The organism is Mycobacterium sp., from assembly GCF_050701675.1.
Taxonomy (GTDB): Bacteria; Actinomycetota; Actinomycetes; order Mycobacteriales; family Mycobacteriaceae; genus Mycobacterium.
Map to the genome: position 1 here is coordinate 1 of NZ_JBOGDD010001142.1, position 1,637 is coordinate 1,637.

3 protein-coding genes are annotated in these 1,637 nt (G+C 65.5%); 2 read left to right on the forward strand and 1 reads right to left on the reverse strand.

What is annotated here, in order from left to right:
• On the forward strand, window positions 1-206 hold a 206-nt coding region (locus ACRDUX_RS35365; RefSeq protein ID WP_526421273.1), incomplete at its 5' end, for a nuclear transport factor 2 family protein.
• Between the two features lie 71 nt (window positions 207-277).
• On the opposite strand, the gene ACRDUX_RS35370 is transcribed toward ACRDUX_RS35365, so the two are convergent.
• Window positions 278-931: a L,D-transpeptidase family protein gene (locus ACRDUX_RS35370; RefSeq protein ID WP_526421275.1), complete on the reverse strand. Its 654-nt coding sequence runs from the start codon at window positions 929-931 to the stop codon at window positions 278-280.
• Window positions 932-1,079: 148 nt separating this feature from the next.
• Between ACRDUX_RS35370 and ACRDUX_RS35375 the strand changes: the two genes are divergently transcribed.
• Window positions 1,080-1,637 (forward strand): phosphatase PAP2 family protein (locus ACRDUX_RS35375; RefSeq protein ID WP_526421277.1); only part of this gene is annotated, 558 nt, incomplete at its 3' end.

Genomic DNA, 1,637 nt, shown 5'->3' on the forward strand with positions numbered 1-1,637 from the left:
CCGCCATCTGGTATCTGCAGGACAAGGTGATCGTCCCGAAGTTCGACTTCATGCTGATCGGCGCGGGCTTCTATCACGACCGCTACCGGCGAACCGCCGACGGTTGGAAGATCAGCGTGACGGGATACGACCGCACCTACGACGCCTCGTTGTCTACCAAGGCTCTCGACTTCAACGCGAAAGCGGGTCGGGCCGTTCACATTTGACCCCACTTCGCGGCGATTCGCGCACCCGCACCCGCGCTCGGCACGGCAGAGCGTGCACAAATCGCAGGGGCCTACTTGGAAACCGCGATCAGCGCACCGGGTCGCAGCCACTTGATGATCCCGACCAACGCGGCGTCGTCGATCGAGACGCACCCGGCCGTCGGTCCACCGTCGGTGGTGTGCAGGAAGAACGCCCCGCCGTTTCCGGGGACCCTTTCCTTGTTGACGCCCATCACCACCGCGTGTTTGTACTGTGGGATCTGAAGATTCTCCGTCCCGCTGCTGGGATTGGTGTCGAACGCGCACTGCGACTTCTTGCAGACCTGCATGGTGTTGTAGGTGGCACTCTTCATGTCACCGTCCCACCAGTGGTCCGGACCCACCTGCACGTATTGCAGGCCGCCGCCAGGATTGGCGGCGGTGCCGAAGGCGAAGTCGAGGGTGAAGACGCCCATCGGCGTGAGCATCTGACCGTCGTGCGTCTGCGGTGCCATGCCCGCCGAACCGACATGGGCGGGGATCCCCGCGGCAACGGCCTGCCAACCCGCTGCCGTCCGCTCGTAGACGTCGACTTTTGCGTCCGAACCACCAACGCCCACAACGGAAATGACTTGGGTTGCGTTACCGACGCTTGGCGCGAACCACGGCAACGGCTCCGCACGTGCGACCGGCGCCGCGACGAGACCGATGACCACCGCGCACAGCGAGATCAGCAGTCGGCGCACGGCTTCAACGTCACCACACCGCGGCGCTCTAGGTCAAGTAAAGGTTTAGCAACGATCCAACGGGACGCCAAACGAACTCCGGCCGAACGATTTTCGCGGACACCCGTTCGAGATGACGTCCTCGGCTAGGTTGGTGACCATGGAGTCAATGCGACGGCCCCGCCTCCGCAACAGGGGAATCCGCCAGATCGGTGCGGGTCTCGGCACACTGGACCGCGAGATCTTCGACGTCATCGCCGAATCCCCCAGCCCACTGCTCGACGCCGTCATGCCGAGGCTGACGTCGGCCGCCGACCATTCGAAACTGTGGTTCGCGATCGCGGCGGTGCTGGCCGCCTCTGGCAACAAGTCCGCGCAACGAGGCGCATTGCGGGGTGTCGTCGCACTTGGCGCGACGAGCGTGTTCACCAATCAAGTGGCCAAGCGGGTATGGAAGCGGTCGCGACCGAACTCTTCGCTGGTTCCGCTCGTTCGCCTGTCCCGACGGATGCCGACCTCCAACTCGCTGCCTTCGGGTCATTCGGCGAGCGCGGCCGCCTTCGCCGTCGGCGTCGGCTTGGAGAGCGCGCCGCTGGGACTGGTCCTGGCGATGCTCGCCGGACTCGTCGGCATCTCCCGGGTGGCCACCGGCGCGCACTTCCCCGGTGACGTCCTGGCCGGATTCGGCATCGGGGCGGCGATCGCCGTGACGGGCGCGAAGGTCGTC